The organism is Photobacterium sp. GB-50 (assembly GCF_003026755.1).
GTDB lineage: Bacteria > Pseudomonadota > Gammaproteobacteria > Enterobacterales > Vibrionaceae > Photobacterium.
Genome location: NZ_PYNX01000003.1, coordinates 67517 through 88572 on the forward strand (window position 1 = coordinate 67517; position 21056 = coordinate 88572).

The window sequence follows — 21056 nt, forward strand, 5'->3', positions numbered from 1 at the left end:
TCCGGCAGCGTATGAACATAAAAATAAGGTGTGTTAGTTCAGCGCCGCTCTAGTAAGAGCGCCACCAACAAAGAAAGAGGTGAGGTGTACTTAATCGTAATTTCATGGTTAAAACAATACCCCTCTAATCTTTTTCTAACAAGCATTTTATGCTTTATCTTGTTTACTAAAATTGAAAACTAACGACTGATTTTTTGAATACACGTAAATGGTTAAAAGGTATAAAATGCCACATATTAAGATTAAATTGAGGTCTAAATCATGTCATTTAAGTCTACTTATTTCTTTTTCTTCATTTTTGCATCCGTACTTTGGATCGGTATTCCGCTACTTGCTGTTTCAGTTTAATAAGTTGGTTTTTGTTTTAATTTCGGCTGATTATTCTAGTTTTTAAGGAGGTCGGCCGTTAATATGAAGAATATTATTTCACGGTAAAAATTCGCTCCAGCAAGGCTATCTAGGTCGTCCTGTTGTTTTTATATGCACTAATATTGACTTTTTATTCTTTATTTTGTGCTGGTACTCTTTTCTTTAACCGATAGTCATCTCATTTATACAGATAAAAATGCTAATCTGTGTAAGATATTCCCCATAATTCGCGCTTTTTTTTGTAAGAGATATGCGATTTATATAATTCTTATTCTCATCCGCTTGTTTAATTCCCATTCTTAAAATAGCGTCACTGTCTGCCTTTTTGTGTTTATCCTATTGTTTTTAATTGGTTTTTGTTTTTTCAGTCCTTTATTGGTAAGTAAGTTGATTGTTATTTTTGTTATATGAAACGCTTGTTTCATACTTTTATGATAGGGGCTTTATTCAAATTTAGGATGTTGCTATGTTAAAAGTGTAAACACAATGTAAAAACTATAAATATGAATGTTGAACATTCAAACAAGGATGTTGTATGAATAAAATTTTAATGACAGCTGCCATGCTTGGCGCATCAGGTAGCACCTTTGCTAGCTCTCTCGATGAGAAGATTAATGAAGTTGTTGCCCCGATTGTTAACCCTTTTGTTGGAATGATTTTCTCCTCTATTCCTCTTCCTTTTACTGATGTTCAAGCACCGTGGATTGTACTTTGGCTTGTTGTAGCCGCTGTATTTTTTACCGCTTACATGGGCTTTATCAATATTCGTGGTTTTAAACACGCCGTTAAAATTGTTAAAGGGGACTATGCCGATCCTAAAGACAGTGGTGATGTCACGCCATTTCAGGCTTTATCGACAGCGCTTTCTGGTACTGTTGGTTTAGGTAATATCGCAGGTGTTGCTGTTGCTGTGACAATTGGTGGCGCTGGTGCAACATTCTGGATGATCCTTGCTGGCTTACTGGGCATGTCGACTAAATTTGTTGAGTGTTCACTTGCCGTTAAATACCGTACTTATAATCTAGATGGCACTGTCTCTGGTGGTCCTATGTACTACCTAAGCCAAGGTTTAGAAAAACGTGGCAATGCAGCATTAGGTCGTACGCTTGCGGTTCTGTTTTCAATCTTTGCGATTGGTGGCGCGTTAGGCGGCGGTAACATGTTCCAAGCCAACCAAGCGTATAAGCAAGTTGTTGGTGTAACAGGTGGCGACTTATCTTTCTTTGCTGATAAAGGTTGGTTGTTTGGCTTGATCCTCGCGCTATTGGTGGCATTCGTTATCATTGGTGGTATTAAGTCGATTGCTAAAGTAACAGCGAAAGTTGTTCCATTCATGGCGATTACTTATGTTGGTGCAGCGTTAGTTATCCTTGTGATGAACTACAATCTGATTGATGATGCATTTGCTCAAATTATTAATGGTGCATTTACTGGTGAAGGTATTACTGGTGGTGTGATTGGTGTGCTAATCCAAGGCTTTAAACGTGCAGCGTTCTCGAATGAAGCGGGTGTGGGTTCAGCGGCGATTGCTCACTCAGCGGTTAAAACCAAAGAGCCAATTTCTGAAGGTTATGTATCTCTGTTAGAACCGTTTATCGATACGGTTGTGATTTGTACGATGACTGCACTGGTTATCATTATTACGGGTCAATTAGGTTCAGGCCTTGCAGGTGTAGAACTAACTTCAGCAGCATTTGGTAGCTCAATTTCTTGGTTCCCATTGGTACTTGCTGTCGCGGTTGTTCTGTTTGCTTTTTCTACCATGATCTCTTGGTCTTACTATGGCCTTAAAGCGTGGACGTACCTATTCGGTGAAAGTAAGAAAGCGGAGATGGCGTTTAAACTGATGTTCTGTACTTTCGTTGTTATCGGTGCATCAATGAACCTAGGTCCTGTTATCGACTTCTCTGATGCAATGATCTTCTCAATGGCACTGGTTAACATTGTCGGTCTATACATCATGGCACCAGAAGTAAAACGTGATTTGAAAGATTACCTACTACGTTTGAAAAACGGTGAGATCAAAGAACAAGGTAAAGCTGCAGCGAAACTTGCTAAGCAATAAGGTATAGCTGTTAAATAGAAAAATGCCGAGCAATATGCTCGGCATTTTTATGTTTGGGCTATTTGCAAGGAGTAAACGTTAGCTTATAACCTGATGCTGTTGATGATGCAGGCGTATAGGTTAGGTAACAGTTATCACGATTCATTTTATAACCGATGAAGTGACCTTCATCATTCTTTGCTTGTTCAGCAAATTGTTTAAAGGTGATTCTGTTTTCTCCTGCATGATTGGTAATACGCCAGTCAGTATTAAAATTATCAATTAAGTTCTTTAATGTGCCGCTATCATTAAGCGGATAGCCATAAGCAAATACACAGTCATGACCAGGTTTACTCGAACAGCCGGGGATTTTTAGATCTGCGGCATAAACTCCCGCACCGTCATAACTACCTTTATTTCGTGTTGCAACGTAAGGCTCATTCTCTAGTCCTGCAACGGCTAGTTTAGAATACGTTGTTCCAAATACGGATTTTAATGAGCCTTCAAGCCCTCTTAATGAGGCATCTCTGGCATCATTTTGTAGGTTCATAAACTTAGGCGCAGCGACTACTGCTAAAATACCAAGAATAACAATAACAACGATAAGCTCTATTAAAGTAAAACCATTCTTTTTCATCGGGGATAACTCATACATCATTCAACTTGAGTGGTGTTTTTTGTGGATTGTATTCCTAGGTGATATTTTGGCAATATAATTATCTATTATAGGGTATTATTTTGGTTTGTTATTCATTTTAAGCGCTATTTGTTGAATGCTAGTGAATACGAATTGCTTAACGTTTTAAAAGATAACCTTGATGTGACGAAACATTGATTTTAGTCGGTCAATGGAAAGAGATATTAGCGCAGCGCTAAATAAACAAATGGGTTGATCCTGTTGAAGTAGATTGTCAGCATGCCCATTAGCTGTTAGTGTCGCACCCCTTACGCATGCTTGCTAAATCAACATGCTGATATTCTAAAAACACGCTATGGTGTGTTAGTTGTATACAGGACATAATTTTGAGCCAGACTGCTTTTTCTACGTTAAACCTTAACCCTGATTTGCTCAGTAACTTAACGTCATTAGGTTACGACGCAATGACGCCGATCCAAGCGCAAAGCCTACCTTTAATTCTTGAGGGAAAAGATGTTATTGCTCAAGGTAAAACAGGTTCAGGTAAAACAGCAGCATTTGGCTTGGGATTACTACAGAATCTAAAAGTAAAACGCTTTCGTGTGCAGACGCTAGTATTATGCCCAACGCGTGAGCTTGCTGATCAAGTCGCAAAAGAAATTCGTCGTTTAGCTCGTGCTATTCACAATATTAAAGTTTTAACATTATGTGGCGGCACACCTTTTGGGCCACAGATTGGTTCATTAGAGCATGGTGCACATATTATTGTGGGCACGCCGGGTCGTGTAGAAGAACACGTTCGTAAAGGCTTTCTATGTTTAGATGAACTAAATACGTTAGTGCTTGATGAAGCTGACCGAATGTTAGAGATGGGTTTTCAAGACTCATTAGATGCAATCACTGATGTTGCGCCAAGCGATCGTCAAACACTGCTGTTTAGTGCAACCTATCCAACTCAAATTGCTTCTATTGCAAAACGTATTATGCGTAACCCTGTTGAAGTGAAAGTTGAATCTAACCACGATAATAGCAGCATCTCTCAGCACTTTTATAAAGTAGAGAGTAATGATGACCGCTTACGTGCTGTACGTTTGTTACTTAGCCAGCATCGCCCTGAGTCATGTGTGATTTTTTGTAATACCAAGCGTGAAGCACAAGAAATTTCTGATGATCTTGAAGATTACGGCTTTAGCTCAATTGCATTACACGGTGATTTAGAGCAGCGTGAACGTGATCGCACTTTAGTATTGTTTGCTAATAAAAGCCGTTCAATTCTAGTGGCAACTGATGTGGCTGCACGTGGCCTTGATATTGATAATCTTGATGCGGTGATTAACTATCACTTAGCACGTGATACTGAAGTGCATGTGCACCGTATTGGTCGTACTGGTCGTGCAGGTAGTAAAGGTATTGCTTGTTCGTTATTTAGCGATAAAGAACATTATAAAATCGCATTACTTGAAGATTACCTAGATCGCCCAATCTCAGGTGAAGCGTTACCAGCCGAGCATCTATTAGATCAACCAACGTTCCGCCCTGAAATGGTAACGTTAATGATTGATGGCGGTAAAAAACAGAAAGTCCGTCCGGGGGATATTTTAGGTGCATTGACGGGTGAAAATGGTATCGCTGGTAGTGATGTGGGTAAAATTAATGTCTTTGACTTCTGCGCTTATGTAGCAGTGAAGCGTGAAGTTGCACGTGCTGCATTGAAGAAGTTAGAAAACGGTCGAATTAAAGGTCGTAACTTCCGCTCTCGTCAATTACGCTAACTGCACTTTTAATCAAATAAAAAATCTAAAGAAAAGCCGATAGTAATATCGGCTTTTTTCCAATTCAATAGTAATAAATCACGATATAACAAAGTGTTTTATAAGAAGTAGTGTTGGTATTGAGAGTAAATTAACTCACTAAGGTAGTAAGTCAATTGGAATGAATGTTCATCAATACACAAGGTACAGTCACGCTCATCCTCATCAATGGAGTTGATAGCTATCGCAATTGTTTTCCATAATTGTAATTCACGATTTAGTGGTATATCAGCGATGAGTTTTTCATCACTATTGAAATTTATTGTTAAAATGGCCATGCGGAATAATACAGTGGTAAAGTTGAGCGATGATATGCATAATTATTCCTTTAAGCAATAGTTATGCGGTTTTTATGGCATTAATATCCCAAAATACCGCTTGCTTATCAGAATTTTTTGAATAGTTATTATAAATAAGCTGGTTGAGGTTATGAATATTTAGAGTTAGCTATTAGAGCCGTTTAAATAAGATAAGATGATAGAAAAAAAGCCGATGCAATATCGACTTTTGTAAAACAGGTTGAATAACTTCATTTAGAGATTCAGGAAAAGGCTATAAAAAATAATGTTGGTACTGAACATAAATGGTTTCACCTAGGTGTTGAGGCACTTTAAAAGAGTGATCATCAATACTTAAAAAGCTGTAGATGTCATTAGCTTCATCTTCTTCTTTTAAAGAAATTGCAACCATCTTCCAAAGTTGCAGTTCGTGAGTTGGAGGGATCTTAGCAATGAACTTTTCATTTGCAGCGAATGTAATATTTAATGTAGCCATACTGATAACCTTATAATCTTCCTGTGCAAGAAGAATAGCCCTAAGATACCCACAGGCAATTATTTATGTTTATAGCGTTATTGAGATCTCATTTTTTACTTTTGGTTGTTTGTTTCTAAGTGACTTATTTGCGTAAAAATGGCAACAAATAGTCTCGTCTCTTTATCTTATCCTTGTTTTGAAATCCTCATTTTTGTCATCTATTTGTTCTAAATATGAGCAACAAAATGATAAGGTTGAACTCAGCACCCATTTATTAGTTAGGTAGTGGCAAACAATAGCTTTAGTTATATTGGGCAGATAAGAATATAGCGAGCTATATTCGTTATATTTTAAAATCACATAAATAATGTGATGTGTATTAAGCTATAGAGTATGACCTCATGCATGAAGAAATGATTGGCCTAACTATCGCGGGATTAGGTGTTTTAGGCCTGAGCTGTCAATGGTTAGCATGGCGAATGAAATTGCCAGCTATTTTATTATTATTGATGGCTGGATTAATAATAGGGCCTGTGACAGGAGTATTTAACCCTAATATTTTATTTGGTGATTTACTGTTTCCATTAATTTCATTATCAGTTGCTGTGATTCTATTTGAAGGCAGCTTGACCCTAAATTTTGATGAAATTAAAAATGTAAGGCGTAATGTAAAATCTATTGTCACTGTTGGGGCAATCATTACATGGATGATCACCAGTGTCGCTACTCATTACTTATTGGATTTTAGTTGGCCATTAGCCTTGCTGTTTGGTTCTATGACAGTTGTAACAGGGCCGACGGTGATTGTGCCGCTATTACGTACCGTTAGGCCACAAGCCAAACTTGCTAATATTTTACGGTGGGAAGGGATTTTAATTGATCCCATTGGTGCAATTTTCGTTGTTATTGTTTATGAGTTTATCGTCTCTAGTAGCACCATCCATAGTGTTGAAGTTTTTGGTCTTATGTTGCTGGTGGGTCTGGTGCTCGGTGGTGTTGCAGGTTGGCTATTAGCGCATGTATTACGTCGTCATTTACTGCCAGAATATCTCCAACCGTTTGCTGTTTTAGCATTAGTACTTGGAGTATTTTCAGCGGCTAATGCGTTAGAGCCAGAAGCTGGATTATTGGCTGTTACAGTGATGGGCATGTGGCTGGCGAATGCGAAAGACGTCAATATTCAGCATATTTTGCACTTTAAAGAAAACTTAACAATCTTACTGATTTCTGGTTTGTTCTTGATCCTAGCATCACGCATTCAAATGTCTGATTTCCATGCATTAGGTTGGGGAGCTATCGCTGTATTTGTGGTGATTCAACTGTTGTCACGCCCAGTATCTATTTTCATTTCCACTATGTTTAGTCAGTTAGCCTTTAAAGAAAAACTGTTTTTAGCTTGGGTAGCGCCACGAGGTATTGTTGCGGCAGCTATTTCAGCGTTGTTTGCGTTAAAGCTTTCAAACGATGGGGTAGCAGGTGCAGAACTATTAGTCCCACTAACCTTTATGGTGATTATTGGCACAGTGGTCTTGCAAAGTTTAACTGCGCGACCAATGGCTAAGTTACTGGGCGTTGCGGAGCCTTCACCTAAAGGCTTTATAATTGTTGGTGCGAATGACGTTGCGCGCACTATTGCGTTAGCATTAAAAAAATATGATTGCCGTGTCGTGGTGACAGATTCTAATTGGGATTATATTCGTGCCGCACGTATGGCTGGGCTTGAAACCTATTACGGTAATGCCGTATCAAGCCATGCTGATGAGTATTTAGATGTGATTGGTATTGGCCATTTATTAGCGTTAACACCAGATAAGCATTTTAATGCAGTAGCAGCTATGCACTTTGAAAGTGACTTTGGTAGCCGTAATGTGTTCCGTTTGAACGGGCGTCGGCATAATAGTGGTTTAGAGAAACACTCAGCATCTCAAGCGCATAATGGTGCTGCTTTATTTGGTGAAGATATTAGCTATAAGAAATTAGCGAGTTTGATTAACCAAGGTGGTGAGATTAAACATACTAAGTTGAGTGATAACTTTACGTTAGAAGATTACTACGCGCAGTATAAAGCAAGTCAACTTATTCCAATGTTTGCGATTGATCCTAAAGGTTATATTTATACATATACGGTTAACGATGAATTTGCTGTGAAGGCGGGATGGACGATAGTTTCTTTAATTAAAGAATTAAAAGTTTCAGAAGAAGTTAAAGATATAAAAACAGAAGTTTAGCTCTTCTAGCTATCATCATAATGATAAAGGCACGTTAAACGTGCCTTTTTCTTTTTCTTATATGTTAATATCTTCCACTTAGTTTTTAGAATATCGTGGCTTACCGTGAAACAAAAAATAAGAATGCTTATAAAAAATAAGCGCTTTCTCTTTGATCTTATAATATCAATTTTTCTTGTTGTATTATCGACCACTGCAATGGGAGCAAAGCACCACAATTACTTGTTATCATTATTGGTGTATTGTGTTGGTGTTATGATCCTCGCTGGATTTAAGCAAGTAAAATACTGCTTGTTATTACCATTGTTTATTATAAGTTGGCTTTATTTACCAGTAGGTATGATTTATGGTCCACCTAATATTGGATCTGTTGCGTCATTATTAGATACGAACAAGCAAGAAGCATTAGAGTTTATTTCAAATATTCCATCGGATATTATTCCTTGGTCAGCCAGCTTATTTATTTTAATTCTTGTCTTTGCATTTAAGAAAACATCTTATCAACTTAAACATGATATTCCGTTAGTCATTGGATTGGTACTTCTCTATTTTTCACCTTATAACCATCTTTTTGTACGCGGTTATCAATCTGTTACTGATTACTTTGTGCAAGAAAAGGCACTTGAGGCTGCTTTCTCGCATAAAGTGAATTTGGATATTCAGCAGGTTACACCTCAATATCAAAACTATATTGTTGTTATTGGTGAGAGTATGCGTCGTGACTATATGTCATTATATGGTTATCCAGCGAAGACAACCCCGTACTTAGATACTGCCAATGGCTTGTTTTTAAATGGCTATATTTCAACGGCACCAAATACAACAACTTCATTACCACGTACGCTTTCTTTAAGCCAAGGGCTAACGTTCAAGCCTAATATTAACTTTATTAATCTTGCTAATAGCGCAGGGTTTAAAACGTACTGGTTATCTAATCAAGGAAAAATAGGACGTTATGATACGCCTATTTCAAAATTTGCAATTTTAAGTAATGAAACGCATTTTTTGAAAAATGGCAGTTTTAATGGTTCAATTAATTATCAAGACTCCGATTTGTTACCTTTATTTAAACAGGCTTTGCTGGAACCAACGAAGCAGCATAAGTTGATTGTTGTTCATTTAATGGGATCACACGCAAAATTTTGTCGTCGAATAAAGCATGATGATTATCATTTAAAAGATAAACAACTGTCTTGTTATTTATCAACATATCGAGAATTTGATGCGCTAATGAAAAATATGGTAGGGATATTAAAAAATAGTCAGCAATCATATTCATTAATGTATTTCTCTGATCATGGCTTAAGCGATAAAAATAACAAAGGTAAAGATGTTTATTTAGTACACGGAGAGGATCATAAATCAAATTATGAAGTGCCATTCTTTATTTTATCAAGTGATAGCAAGCAACATGAGATGTTGAAAAAGCAAGTTAGTGCTTATCACTTTTTATCGTTATTTTCAGATTGGACTGGGATTGAATCAAAAAAAGTAATGCCATTAACTTTAGATCAGATACACGATAAAAATATTCGTGTGTTTAATTACAGCAAAATGGTTGATTTCAATCATCTAGCCCCCGATCCTGCGGTGAAAATATAAAGTAAACATTCGCTTATGTTTCGTTCTTTAATAGGTTAATGATTTTAATGAAGGCCAAGTGGGTAACACTTGGCCTTTTTCATACGCTTGATTAGGGTTTTTATCGTCAAATATAAATGGTGATGTATGTTGTTATAAATGTAGTCTATTTATCAACGAGGTTATTTTTGAGCATTAATGCAATAAAAAGGAAGAATTTTTTGTACATCAATAGTTAATTTTTGCTGCTTTTTCCGAAAAATTAAAGGATTGGATAGTTAATGGAAAAGAATTAAGGAAGTATATTTATATTATGTAAGTAAATGACTGTGATATTTATCAAGAAATAAAACAAAAAATAGTAATTTCAATTGTTACTTTACACCTTGTTCTTGTTACTAATGTTACATAACTTATTTTTAATAAGGGATGTTTGTAGAACAAATATCATAGTTAACATGATTATTTGAGGAGAAGATCTAATTTTTATTTATCGTTTTTATTCAGATTAAAAGATAATCAACCTATATAAATTAATAGTGTGAATTTACTTCAAAAATATAATGGATTTTATTTCTTATACTTGTATATGATTGTTACATTCCATACTTAAGCTGAATTTAAGTAGGTTTATTTTTGTGATTTACTTCAATTTTAGTGTTTTTATTTGTCTTTAATATTCCCTCCGCTTATAGCGCAATACCAAAATACTCTACCCATAAAAATAATATTAATTCCATGTGGAATGTCTCTTTATATTAAAGGTGTAACAATGACGAATAATCCAATAGTAACTAAGAAAACATTACTTGCCGCAGTGATCGGCTCTTTATTATTGACTGCTGGCTGTAATAGTGATGATTCGTCTAGTTCATCGTCTGAAGAGAAAAAGAAACCAGAATTAGCCCTGCAGTTTAAAGACATTATTGATCGCACAGGTACACCAAAACACCTTGCAGAAGTTGGAGCGGGTAATCACATGGCTTATACGCCATTACATGATGACGGCGCGTGGCATGGTCACCTATTACCAGATTTAAAAGCAAATCCAGAAAATAAAGGTGGCTTTGGTGTGACGGCTATCGCTGAAGAATATAATACTTCGGTAGCAGAGTATTTCGATAAATTATCTATTTTAAAAGATGGTCAGCCTGTTGATTTTAAAGCTGTTGCTTACAGTATTCCTGGCGCGTTAATTCAAACATTAACCGCCGATGATATTCGTGTTGAGATGACATTGCAGTTTGTTTCTTCTCGTTCCTCATTGGTTGAGACGGCCGTTACTAATAATAGTGGTCAAGATCTTACGTTATTGTGGGACGGCAAATTAGTTGAACGTTTCTACGCCCTAGATGGTGTTGAAAAGCCAGTATGCAGTGAATTAGATAAAGATGATAAGCAAGAATGTTATGAAGCAACAGTCGCTGAACAATTACCTGATTTAACGCGTACTTTAACAACGGATAATCATGGGAATATTACTCTACAGTTTGGTAAAGAGCGTGATTCATGGTGGGTGAGAACCCGTGGTGATTCAGCTTTTTATATTGATCGCAGTATTGCCGCTAAAACAACAGTAAAGGGTTTGGAATATCAATCAACGTCAGATATTGGTAATGAAAAAGAAACCAAGATCTATACCGTCTTTAGTCATACTTTAACGGCGGATGAGTGGAAACAAGAGCAGCCAGTTGTGGCTGATATTTTGAAAAATCCTATTAAATATATGAATGCGACCACTAGTCGTTGGGAAAGTTACTTAAGTCATGGTTTAGTAAATGACAATGCAACGACAGAACAAGAGCGGGTTGCAGTGAAAGCGATTGAAACCTTAACTGGTAACTGGCGCAGCCCCGCTGGTATGGTAAGCCATGATACAGTAACGCCATCGGTAACCGCACGTTGGTTCTCTGGTAACTTAACGTGGCCGTGGGATACGTGGAAACAAGCGTATGCAATGGCGCATTTCAATCCTGATCTTGCGATGGAAAACATTCGCACAGTGTTTGAACACCAAGTGAAAGCTGACGATGTGTTACGTCCATATGATAAAGGCTATTTGCTTGATGTGGTGGGTATGAACATGTCTCAGCAACGTGGAGATGCATTGGGCTTAACCGAATTTAATGATGCACAAACATGGAATGAGCGTAATACAAAACCATCACTGGCGTCATGGGCGGTATGGGAAGTCTACACAGCGCTGAAAGATAAATATAACCGTCCAAGTGATGCCAAAGCATGGCTTGAAGAGATGTACCCACAGTTAGTGGCATACCATGATTGGTGGTTAACTGCACGTGATACTAATAAGAACGGTATTCCTGAATACGGTGCGGCAGTGGATCCTGAGCACACGAAAGATGGCCAGCTTATTTACAAATATAAGTTAGAAGGCGATACAGAATGGCAAGTGGCTTATGGTATTGATAATTACAATGCACTGTTAGAGTCGGGCAATTACGTTGATATTAGCAGCCCTGCACAGACTGCAGCGTCTTGGGAGTCAGGTCGTGATGATGCCGCGGTATTTGGTTTTATCGACACTATTGCTGATGCGCAAGGGCTGACTGATTCTGACGAAATTGCTACCATCGATCAGCTAGGTCGTTATGCGAAAAAGAAGTACGAGTTTGATAATAGTTATAATATCAATGCTAAGACTGTGACTTACCGTAATACTGATGCGGTTAATACTGCAAAACTGAATCTGGCGAAAAAAGATTGGCAGGTGAAGTTTAGTGAGAACAAAGACGCATCTGGTGAAGTGATTGGTTACTCACTGATGCAAGAATCGGTCGACCAAGCTTCATACTGGTACAGCGATAACAAATATCTTGCTCAAATTGCTGAGGTATTAGGTCATAGCGATGCCGCAGAAACCTTTACGCAAAAAGCAGTAGAGACTAGGGACTACATTAATAAATGTATGTTTGATACTGACACTGGTTTCTACTACGACATCAATATTGATAGTTCTGAAGCGAAAGAATTAAATAATGGTTGCGCGGGTAAGCCAATTGTAAAACGAGGCATGGGTGCTGAAGGTTGGTCACCGCTGTTTAATGGTGCTGCAACAGAAGTGACAGCTAAAGCGGTCGTTGCAAACATGATGGATACCAGAAAGTTTAATACGACAGTGCCACTGGGGACTGCATCGGCTGATAACCCAGCTTATGGTGCCGATATTTACTGGCGTGGTCGCGTATGGATTGATCAGTTTTATTTTGGTGTGAAGGGGATGGCGAATTATGGCTATACCAAAGAAGCGCATGAGATGGTAAATAAACTTTTTACTAATGCAGAAGGTTTAACTAAGCAGCTTCCGATTCAGGAAAATTACAACCCTGAAACAGGGGCGGTGCAGGGCGCAAATAACTTCTCATGGAGTTCTGCTCACCTTTACATGCTATACAACGACTTTTTGAAATAAGTCGTTCAGTGAAAAGTTAATTTGATTCAGCATTAATCCCCCTAATGTTGATAACTCCAACGCCAATACAGAGAACGTATTGGCGTTTTTTATATCAAAGCGGTGAAAACTGTATCTTGTTCTATCTCCTGTCAGGATGTAAACAGCTTATTTATTCATAATTCAACGCGTGAATATATTGCTTTGACCTTTTTTCGACATGGGTGCAGTTATCGTACATCTTCTATATTTACTAAAAGGTGAAAAGAAGATGGTATGAAAACGTCACTATCCATTAGCTGAATCTTTGTTTGCATTTAAGATATAAAGCAATTTATATAGTTATTGGTTAATTGTATGAATTTATAGATATAATTCGCCGCCAAAATGGAACAGATTCGCCAAGGTTGGCATGACGTTAATTGTGAACTGGAATGCCAATGTTCACGCCATACCAAATGATGATAAATACTCTTGGGAATAGACACATGAAATTTCGTTTAACGAGTGTGCTATATACGCTTTTAATCGCACTGTTTTTTACGGCGATACAAAATATTGCGTTATGGCGACATATCACTGAATTATTTGAAGCCAATCCGCCAAATAGTCTTATTTTTGCCATATCCATACCGATCTTTATTTGTGCGGCATTAAATATCATCTTTACCTTACTTATTTGGCCGAAGATATATCGTGTTTTGATCCCTGTACTGATTATTCTGTCGGCACTAGCAACCTATGGTATGTACAGCTATGGCGTATTTTTCGATTACGGTATGATCGTTAATATTTTTGAGACGAATACCGGTGAAGCGACCAGTTATCTATCGCTCGGTGGTGGGATATGGTTATTGGTTATCGGGATTATTCCTGCCATCATCTTTACGTCGATGAAAGTACAATTTAAGCCCTTTTTTAAAGAATTACTGTCAAAATTAGGATCGATTGTTGTCTCGTTGCTAGTGATTGGCTTGATTGCTGCTGGGTATTATAAAGATTATGCGTCTTTGGTTCGTAACCACTCTGAAATTAAGGCGCTGATTAACCCAACTAACTATTTGTCAGCCACTTATCGTTATGCGCAGTACCAGTTAATTGAAGCGAAGATGCCGTTTAAACACATTGGCACTGATGCGGTAAATGAACACGCTGTTATCTCTGAAAAAACAGGTAAACCGAATGTGGTGGTGATGGTATTAGGTGAAGCATCACGTTCGATGAACTATTCACTCAATGGTTACGATCGTGATACCAACCCTGAGCTGGCAAAATTGAATGTGATCAGCTTTAAAGATGTTAAATCTTGCGGTACGGCAACGGCAGCTTCTGTGCCTTGTATGTTCTCTGATATGACTAAAGCGAACTACAACCCAATGACCGCACGTCACCAAGATGGCGTATTAGATGTGATGCACCACGCGGGGATTGATGTGTTATGGAAAGATAATGATGGTGGTTGTAAAGGGGCATGTGATCGCATTAAACATGTTGAGATGAGTGCTGAAATTGATCCTAGCTTGTGCCATAACGGCTCGTGCTACGATCAAATCTTATTGAAAGGCCTGCAGCAATACATTGATGATGCGAAGCAAGATACCTTTATTGTGCTGCATATTATAGGTAGTCATGGGCCAACCTATGACGATCGTTATCCTGCTAAATTTAAAGTGTTTACCCCTACCTGTGATACCAGCGATTTGCAAAACTGTACTCAGCAGCAGGTAAAGAATACCTACGATAACACCATTGTTTATACCGACTATATCTTGAGCCAAGTGATTGATATGTTGAAGCAAGATGATCATCATGCCAATACAGCGATGTTCTATATGGCCGATCACGGTGAATCTTTGGGTGAAGATGGCGTGTACTTGCATGGTTTACCTTATGCTATTGCACCGAAAGAGCAAACCACTGTGCCACTGATATTATGGTTATCACCTGAATACCAAAAAAATCAGCACATTAACCGTGCTTGCTTAGAAAAAGAAGCACAAGCCGGTGGATATTCACAAGATTATCTGTTCCATTCACTACTTGGCATGATGGACGTAAAAACCAACGTTTATGAACCTAAACTAGATATATTTTCACAATGTCGTAGTATTAGCGCCCATTAATGCAATGCTAGCTAACTGATTATAAATAGAGAGAAAAATAATAATGAAACCGGGTGCGACGGGAATAACTCGAATTATTAATGCCGCAGGCTATTCTGTTCAAGGATTGAAAGCTGCATGGAAGAACGAAGCGGCATTTCGCCAAGAGTCAGTGCTACTGGTGCTAATGACTGTGATTAGCTTTTTCTTACCGGTGACTGGGGTAGAGCGAGCAATCATGATTGCTTCATTGTTGTTAGTGATGATTGTTGAGTTGATTAACTCAGCCATTGAGGCAGTGGTTGATCGTATCGGTTCTGAACACCATGAGTTGAGTGGCCGAGCGAAAGACATTGGTTCGGCAGCGGTATTTGTTGCGATGGCACTGGTTGTTGTTGTGTGGGGCGGGATCTTAATTAGCTAGCGACGACACAAAATAATAAAACAGCACACTTAAAGAAATGCCAGAGTGAAAGCTCTGGCATTTTTGTATTTATATACCCAAGTGGCTTCAAGGTGCCTGATTCAGAGCGAGGTCACTGAGTCGAATTCAAGGAAGGCAACGAAGCGGAATAGCGAGCTCTTTCCAAGTTGTCTGACGCAATAAGTCGGCTCAGTGACACGCTCCCAAAGGGCGAGCGTCCTTAGCTCTCAGACTTTGTTAACGATTCTCAATGTAGAACCACTATATCTTCGAATCGTTGCCGCGCCTGAGAACTAAGGTCGTCTCGCTGAACACTGCATCTTGAAGTTACTTGGGTATAGGCATGTGCTTTATCGTTTATTTAATATCTGCTTTCTTATGAGTTAATGCCCATAGGTGCAGCATATCGGTTGCAATTGTTGCTGCTGCAAGGGATGTCATATCAGCGTGATCGTAAGACGGTGCTACTTCAACCACGTCCATACCAACTAAGTTAATACCTTCTAGCGCACGGATAATTTTCAGTGCTTTATCTGATGTTAAACCACCACACACAGGAGTACCTGTACCCGGTGCGAACGCAGGATCTAAACAGTCAATATCAAAGGTTAAGTACACAGGCATATCACCCACTTTTTCTTTGATAGTTGAAACGATTTGCTCAACCGACCAATCATTAGCAGTGCCAGCATCAATCACGTTAAAGCCTAAGCTGTCGCAGTGATCGGTACGAATACCAATTTGTACCGAGTGGTGAGGGTCAATTAACCCTTCTTTCGGTGCATGGTAGAACATGGTGCCGTGATCAAACTTACTGCCTTGATCATAAGTGTCAGTGTGGGCATCAAAGTGGATCAATGCCATTTTACCGAACTGCTTAGCGTGAGCACGAAGCAGCGGCAGGGTCACAAAGTGATCGCCACCAAAGCTTAACATTGCCTTACCTTGTTCTAATAGGCCGGTTGCGTGTGCTTCTAGACGCTCACACATTTGTGCGGCATCACCACAATCAAATACCAGATCACCACAGTCAGCAATCTTGATAGTTTTAAATAAGTTAAATGTCCATGGCCAACGTTTACCTTCCCATGCTAGGTTGGTTGAAATTTGGCGAATCGCGCCAGGTCCCATGCGACTCCCAGAACGACCCGTGGTTGCCATATCAAATGGAATACCAGTGATCACCACATCAGCATCAGACTCCATTGGTGAGAAGTTGAGTGGTTGACGCAAAAAACCAAACGCATTTGCGTATAGTGAGTAATCTGGGTAGTTAGCTAATGTTGCCATGGTTCTCTCCAACAACAATCTTGGGCAAAGCCCTGTTAAGACATCCTATCACACAGGATTGACGTGATAGGGACCTTATTTAGTCTATAAATTAATTAGATAGCACGAACATCTTCGAGGTAAGTGTAACCTTCAAGACCTTCTGCTAATTCTTGTAAAATTGCATCACGTTCGTGAACAGTTAAATGTTGCTCAGCCATTGTTTGGTATTGGCGTAAAAACTCTTTCGAGTCTAAATGCACGTAGCGCAATACATCGCCAACACTATCACCGCGATCAATTTTTTCTATTTCATAACCACCGTCAGCACGAGTACGAACAACAGCGGTGTCGGTATCACCAAATAGGTTATGCATATCACCTAAAATTTCTTGATAAGCACCGACCATAAAGAAACCAATACGGTAAGGCTCTTCGGCTGACCATGTTGGAACCGGTAGTGTGGTTTCAATACCCTGGCTTTCAACATATTGATCAATGGCACCATCTGAATCACAGGTGATATCTAAAATAATCGCACGACGTTCAGGGGCTTTATCCAAATTGCTTAAAGGCAATACAGGGAAGATTTGATCAATACCCCATGCATCTGGCAATGATTGGAATAAAGAGAAGTTCACAAAGAACTTATCCGCTAAACGCTCATGCAACTCATCTAAAATCGGGCGGTGAGCTCGGTTTTTATCTGAGAGTTTTTTCTGTAATTCGTAACATAGGCGTAAGCTAACTTGCTCTGCCCATGCACGGTCGATAAAGCTGATCATCCCAACCCCAAATAGGGCGTGAACTTCGGCTAAATCGCTTTGGTTATCATGGTAGATCTCAACTAACGAGCGTTGATCGGAATGCTCAGAGAGCTCTTTCCACGACATCCACATGTTCTGTAGCACTTGTGGTGCATCTTCAGTAGGTGCACTAATGCTTTCTGGTTTGTAGCTTTCTACACCCACAACATCGGTGATTAAGACTGCGTGATGCGCCGTTAAGTTACGCCCAGATTCTGAAATAATGCGTGGCATAGCAATATCATGTTCAGTACAAATATCACCTAATACATAAACAATGTTGTTTGCATATTCGTTAATACTGTAGTTCATTGAACAACTGCTTTGGCAACGGGTACCTTCATAGTCCACGGCCAAACCACCACCAACATCTATAGTTGTAATACCAACACCGATTTTTTTCAATTCTGCGTAAACACGGCCGGCTTCACCCACACCATTTCTTACATCACGAATGTTGGCGATTTGCGATCCTAAGTGGAAATGCAACAATTGCAGACAATCTAGCATATCGCGCTGGCGCAGTTCATCTACCACAGTTAAAACCTGAGATGCCGATAATCCAAACTTAGACTTCTCACCACCACTGGCTTGCCACTTACCTTTACCTTGCGAGGCTAAACGAACGCGTAAACCAAGACGAGGAGTAACGCCAAGCTCTTTTGCTTGCTCTAAGATAATGCGTAGTTCTGATAGTTTTTCTAGGACGATATACACTTCGTGTCCTAGCTTTTCACCTATGAGTGCAAGGCGAATGTATTCTTTATCTTTATAGCCATTACAAACAATGACTGAGCTCGCCTCTTGCGCCATAGCCAGCACAGCCATAAGCTCTGGTTTACTGCCCGCTTCTAAACCTAACTGACGTTGTTGTTTAGCGTATTGGCTTTTAAGAATTTCGCTAACGACTTCCTGCTGTTGGTTTACTTTGATTGGATAAACCGCAAGGTAGTCACCAGTATAGCCATAATTTTCAATAGCTTGGTTAAACACACTACATAAGCTGTCGACACGGTGATGCATTATTTCTGGAAAACGCACCAATACCGGTAATGAGGCTCCTGCGGCGATCAGTTCATCAGCAAGTTGCGATAAACCAATGGTATTGCCGGGAGCTTGTAAATTAGGACGTGCAACCACTGAACCATCTTGTGCAATATCAAAATAGTTTTGGCTCCAGTAAGGCGTATTATAAACGTCACGTGCGTTATTAATTGTCCACTCACTCATAGTCTTAATCCTTGCAAAGTACGCGTCAGTTTTTTAAGGCGAACAAAAGCCCTACAGAACTGCAGAAAATATAAATAAAATAGAAGGTTATGGTTACTGACGTCATAAAAGTCAGGATCTAAAGGTCACGCTAATAAAAAAGCAGTCCACATCTAACAGTAGTGTGTTGCATTTAATTACACGTAACTGGGACTATCCGAGTTCGTTTCATCATTACTATTAATGAATATACGTGTCGATCGTCTAGATTGGGTTGGTCTGGTGCTGTTGGCTGCGTTGTCGCATACTTTATTCAGACAAGAAAATGCTTGTAGGTATAGTGCTGCGAATAATTTCATTGTCATTTCCGAACAGGTCGTGCTGCTACTAGCACGGTATGACATAACGTAAAGAGAGGAATTCCAATCTCAGTCTACACCTCAAACCGAAAAGAGGGTGCTTGGCGATTAGACAATTGAATGAGGCTAACTGCAATCAAAAAAGATTTATCGTTATGATAAGAAAGATTAGCCAATAGGCTTTATACCGACTTTAATTGAAAAGAGCGCTAAAGCGCGATAAAAAACACTGGTTTTTATTTTTTTAGTATAGGCAGTATAATGCTTAACTGTTGTGAATGAAGTCAGTATTAACGGTTTAGTATTAACATCATATTGTTAGTTTGTGTATTTAAGAGCAATGGGCTCTTAATGGAAGGAGTAGTAACCTGTGGCAGGTGCAAGTTTATTAACTTTGTTAGATGATATCGCGACCGTATTAGACGATGTTGCTGTGATGACAAAAGTAGCAGCACGAAAAACAGCGGGTGTGTTAGGCGATGATTTAGCATTGAATGCCCAACAGGTAACGGGGGTACGTGCTGAACGCGAAATTCCTGTTGTATGGGGTGTCGCAAAAGGCTCATTTAAAAATAAGCTGATCTTGGTTCCTGCAGCGTTATTGATCAGCGTAATAGCCCCATGGCTGATTCAACCAATGCTGTTATTAGGCGGTTTATTCTTATGCTTTGAAGGTGTTGAAAAAATCGTTGAGAAATTATTTCATTCAGAGGCAAGCACGGAAGATAAAGTTGATGTGTTAGCGCAAAGTGATGTTGATATCGCAGAGTATGAAAAAGAGAAAATAAAAGGGGCTATTCGTACTGATTTTGTTCTTTCTGCTGAAATTATTGTGATTTCTTTAGGGGTTGTACAAGATCATCCATTTTTAACTCAAGCCATTGTTGTCAGCGTAATTGCCGCGGTTATGACGGCAGGTGTTTATGGCTTGGTTGCAGGTATTGTGAAGTTAGATGATGCGGGTTTATATCTTGTAAATCATAGCGAACAAGCGAGTTTGAAAAACCGTTTTGGCTCGCTATTGGTGAACATAGCACCTTATCTTATGAAGGCTCTGGCGTTTGTCGGCACAATTGCGATGTTTCTTGTCGGTGGCGGTATCGTTGTACATACATTGCCGCATTCCCATGAAATTGTGGAGAACATTGTACAAGCCGTCAATTTGCCTGGTTCAGCGTCTATTCTACCACCATTAATGAACGGTATTGTGGGTGTTATTGCGGGAGCCGCGGTGGTTGCTGTGGTGACGTTGATTAATAAAATTCGCGGTAAAAAAACACACTAGATTGAGTGTTTTTTACCTTTTAAAAGAGAAACTAATTGTAAAGCTTTGCTTCTTCTTACGCGAATAAATTGTAACATATTGTTTTTATTAGTCCATTCAGTGTAAATACAGGATTTGTGAGCAAAATGTTAATTTAACGTCCAAACTTATATCGTTGTAATAGCAGATTGCTTTATTGACGGAGGTTATATTGAAAAAGTATACAGTAGCATCTTTATGTCTAGTCGCAGCACTTGGTGTATCAGGTTGTGCGCAAAATCCATATGGTAATGCTTATGATGTCGGTGAGGCACGCACAGTACAAAATGTATTAACCGGTACGATCATCAAATTAGATGCCGTAACCATGAGTGGTGGCGGTGAAAATATGATTGGTACTATTGCTGGTGGTGCCATTGGTGCCATTCTGGGTTCGAAAGTTGGTGGCGGTAGTGGTTCTGATATTGCGGCTATTGGCGGCGGTTTAGCTGGCGCAGCTTTAGGTAATAAAGCGGGTGATGCAATTAGTCAGCGCAATGGCGTTAATATCGTGATTAAACTTGATAGCGGTAGAACCATTGCGGTTGTGCAGGAAGTCGATCCAAATATGATTTTCCGTGTAGGCCAACGTGTTGATATTTATCAGCAGGGTAATACGACACGCGTTGTGCCTGGCAACTAATCGCTAAAAATGAAATGTTTATCAATTTGAAAGGCAGTCTATCAGGCTGCCTTTTTTATATGTTGTGAAATTATAGTTGGATAAATATTTATATCGCTTACAC

General features: G+C 39.1%; 14 protein-coding genes. 9 read left to right on the top strand and 5 right to left on the bottom strand.

Translation table 11 applies throughout. The features are described 5' to 3' along the window. Nucleotides 1–904: 904 nt before the first annotated feature. Nucleotides 905–2434, top strand: coding sequence for a sodium:alanine symporter family protein (locus C9J41_RS05395; RefSeq protein ID WP_107294316.1), 1530 nt, complete (start codon nucleotides 905–907; stop codon nucleotides 2432–2434). A gap of 58 nt (nucleotides 2435–2492) precedes the next feature. Here C9J41_RS05395 and C9J41_RS05400 read toward each other — a convergent pair whose 3' ends face one another. Continuing rightward, nucleotides 2493–3050: a type II secretion system protein gene (locus tag C9J41_RS05400; protein WP_107246563.1), complete on the bottom strand. Its 558-nt coding sequence runs from the start codon at nucleotides 3048–3050 to the stop codon at nucleotides 2493–2495. A 386-nt stretch (nucleotides 3051–3436) separates the two neighbouring features. On the opposite strand from C9J41_RS05400, the gene dbpA reads away from it, so the two are divergent. Beyond that, nucleotides 3437–4822 carry an ATP-dependent RNA helicase DbpA gene (dbpA, locus tag C9J41_RS05405; protein ID WP_045152533.1) on the top strand — a complete coding sequence of 462 codons (1386 nt, stop codon included), beginning with the start codon at nucleotides 3437–3439 and terminating at the stop codon, nucleotides 4820–4822. Nucleotides 4823–4920: 98 nt separating this feature from the next. Here the strand turns inward: dbpA and C9J41_RS05410 are convergent, their stop codons facing one another. Further along, nucleotides 4921–5139 carry a hypothetical protein gene (locus tag C9J41_RS05410; RefSeq protein WP_107207364.1) on the bottom strand — a complete coding sequence of 73 codons (219 nt, stop codon included), beginning with the start codon at nucleotides 5137–5139 and terminating at the stop codon, nucleotides 4921–4923. A gap of 274 nt (nucleotides 5140–5413) precedes the next feature. Next, nucleotides 5414–5635: a hypothetical protein gene (locus tag C9J41_RS05415; RefSeq protein ID WP_107207363.1), complete on the bottom strand. Its 222-nt coding sequence runs from the start codon at nucleotides 5633–5635 to the stop codon at nucleotides 5414–5416. Between the two features lie 383 nt (nucleotides 5636–6018). Here C9J41_RS05415 and C9J41_RS05420 point away from each other — a divergent pair, with 383 nt between their 5' ends. The 5 genes from C9J41_RS05420 (at nucleotide 6019) to C9J41_RS05440 (ending at nucleotide 15364) form a co-directional block, all read left to right on the top strand. Then, nucleotides 6019–7845, top strand: a complete 1827-nt coding sequence (locus tag C9J41_RS05420; RefSeq protein WP_107294317.1) for a sodium:proton antiporter — start codon at nucleotides 6019–6021, stop codon at nucleotides 7843–7845. A 198-nt stretch (nucleotides 7846–8043) separates the two neighbouring features. Then, nucleotides 8044–9447 carry a phosphoethanolamine transferase gene (locus tag C9J41_RS05425; RefSeq protein ID WP_107294318.1) on the top strand — a complete coding sequence of 468 codons (1404 nt, stop codon included), beginning with the start codon at nucleotides 8044–8046 and terminating at the stop codon, nucleotides 9445–9447. 751 nt (nucleotides 9448–10198) lie between these two features. Then, nucleotides 10199–12859 (top strand): alpha-glucosidase, encoded by a 2661-nt coding sequence (gene ygjK / locus C9J41_RS05430; protein WP_107294319.1) that lies wholly within the window; start codon nucleotides 10199–10201, stop codon nucleotides 12857–12859. A gap of 467 nt (nucleotides 12860–13326) precedes the next feature. Then, nucleotides 13327–14961, top strand: a complete 1635-nt coding sequence (gene eptA, locus C9J41_RS05435) for a phosphoethanolamine transferase EptA (RefSeq protein ID WP_107207359.1) — start codon at nucleotides 13327–13329, stop codon at nucleotides 14959–14961. Nucleotides 14962–15004: 43 nt separating this feature from the next. Further along, nucleotides 15005–15364 carry a diacylglycerol kinase gene (locus C9J41_RS05440; RefSeq protein WP_107294320.1) on the top strand — a complete coding sequence of 120 codons (360 nt, stop codon included), beginning with the start codon at nucleotides 15005–15007 and terminating at the stop codon, nucleotides 15362–15364. Between the two features lie 357 nt (nucleotides 15365–15721). Here the strand turns inward: C9J41_RS05440 and speB are convergent, their stop codons facing one another. Beyond that, complete coding sequence (gene speB / locus C9J41_RS05445; RefSeq protein WP_107207358.1) at nucleotides 15722–16654, bottom strand: agmatinase; 933 nt, start codon at nucleotides 16652–16654, stop codon at nucleotides 15722–15724. Nucleotides 16655–16749: 95 nt separating this feature from the next. Next, nucleotides 16750–18669, bottom strand: a complete 1920-nt coding sequence (gene speA / locus C9J41_RS05450) for a biosynthetic arginine decarboxylase (protein WP_107294321.1) — start codon at nucleotides 18667–18669, stop codon at nucleotides 16750–16752. Between the two features lie 708 nt (nucleotides 18670–19377). Here speA and C9J41_RS05455 point away from each other — a divergent pair. Then, nucleotides 19378–20292, top strand: coding sequence for a DUF808 domain-containing protein (locus tag C9J41_RS05455; RefSeq protein ID WP_107294322.1), 915 nt, complete (start codon nucleotides 19378–19380; stop codon nucleotides 20290–20292). Between the two features lie 190 nt (nucleotides 20293–20482). Next, on the top strand, nucleotides 20483–20953 hold the full coding sequence (locus C9J41_RS05460) for a glycine zipper 2TM domain-containing protein (protein ID WP_107207355.1): 471 nt from the start codon (nucleotides 20483–20485) through the stop codon (nucleotides 20951–20953). The last annotated feature ends 103 nt before the right edge of the window (nucleotides 20954–21056 follow it).